This window comes from Mesorhizobium sp. M7A.F.Ca.CA.002.09.1.1, from assembly GCF_003998555.1.
GTDB lineage: Bacteria > Pseudomonadota > Alphaproteobacteria > Rhizobiales > Rhizobiaceae > Mesorhizobium > Mesorhizobium ciceri.
Map to the genome: position 1 here is coordinate 1 of NZ_RZRR01001076.1, position 1,639 is coordinate 1,639.

General features: G+C 61.8%; 2 protein-coding genes. Both read left to right on the top strand.

What is annotated here, in order from left to right; translation table 11 throughout:
• Nucleotides 1-369: ATP-binding cassette domain-containing protein (locus tag EN994_RS30375; protein ID WP_127308100.1), on the top strand; the 369-nt coding region annotated here is incomplete at its 5' end.
• A 260-nt stretch (nt 370-629) separates the two neighbouring features.
• The coding region (locus EN994_RS30380) for a hypothetical protein (RefSeq protein ID WP_127308101.1) at nt 630-1,639 on the top strand (1,010 nt) is incomplete at its 3' end.

Here is a 1,639-nt window from a genome sequence, read left to right on the forward strand (position 1 = left end):
GGCTACGGTACACTGGTCGGCGAACGCGGCGTGAAACTGTCGGGTGGCGAGCGTCAGCGCGTGGCGATCGCGCGCGCCTTCCTTGCCGATGCGCGCATCCTGATCCTCGACGAGGCGACATCGAGCCTCGATTCGGAATCGGAGGTGCTGATCCAGCAGGCGATGGAGCGGCTGATGGTCGGCCGCACCACGCTGGTCATCGCGCACCGGCTTTCGACAGTGCGGGCGCTCGACAGGCTGCTGGTCTTCGATCGCGGCAACATCGTCGAGGAAGGCTCGCATGACGAACTGATCCGGCTGAAAGGCGGCATCTACCGTCGCCTGTTCGAACGCCAGGCGCTCGAACTGACCAAGGGACTTGTCAGCTGACCTGAGGCGGCCTCCAGCTTCGGCCGGAGGCCGCCTCTGTCAGGCACGGTCAGCCCAGCGGGCTGGAGCAGGAGATGCGATCGCAGGGAGGCAGTCGACCCGTCGATCAGCGCCGTGATGCTGGCCGACTTGATTTGCCTGTGAAGTCCTGTCCGGATAGTAAGTCTTGGGACCTCTGTTCATCATATTGACCGAGATACGTTGTTTCTACCAATGGTTGATATATATCCGATGGAGGCAACCCACGGACGTTTTTCACGATGCATCTTTCTGCGAATGCCGAGGAAAAGTTGGCTGCGCCGTCAGTGCTGGAATCTCAGCATGGCTCGGTTCGGCCGCTTGCTGCCGAAGATCTCGAGCGCGTCGCCGCACTCTTCCTGACGAAGTTTCGCCGGCGGCGCCGTCACCTCCTCGATCGCGCGATCGCCGAAACGGCCGCGTATATGAGAGAGATTTATCTCGACCCTGCCGGCCACTCCGGTGAAAGCAACGCTCTTGTCCAGATCAACCGGCAGGGCCGCCTGGGTGGGTTCCTCGGCGTTTTGAAAGCCCGCTACGAGCTCAATGGTGCGCCATTGAATGCGGCGATCATCGGGCCGCTCATGGCCGACCCCGGCACCGATGACGGCTCGGCCGGACCGCAATTGCTGCGGGCATTGCATCAAGGCGAATTCGATCTGCAGCTGACCGATTCGGCCAACCGGACATCCTTAGCCTTCGCGCGCCCGATGAAGTATCAACTCCTGCCGGTGCATTGTCTGGGATGGACATATGTCTTCCGGCCGGCGGGAATGGCCGCCGCCGCACTGCACCGTAAATGGCCCGGCCTGCCTCACCTTGTACTCGACCCCTTTGCGCGAGCATTCGATGCTCTTGCGAAAAGAAGGTTCGAGCCCCCCGTCCAGCATTCATCGTCGCATCGCACCCACCGTGAGCCGATCAATGCCGTGCAATTTGCCGAGGAACTGCCGACCCTCCTGTCTGGTTACGCTCTTCGGCCGAGTTGGAAGGATGGGGAGTTGCCACGGCTGCTTGCGCTGGCGGCCGAGAAGCGGGCCGACGGCCCCCTTCATTTCGGTGGGATCTACGACGAAACGGGCAAAATGCTCGGTTGTTATGCCTTCTATGGTCAAGCCGGCGACATGGCGAACCTGTTGCAAATCCAGGCATTCGGATCGCATTGGGGCGCGACGCTGGATGCGCTTGTCGCCGCCGCATGGGAGATGGGCTGCGTGGGCATCACCGGGCAGACGCAGACCAGATTCATATC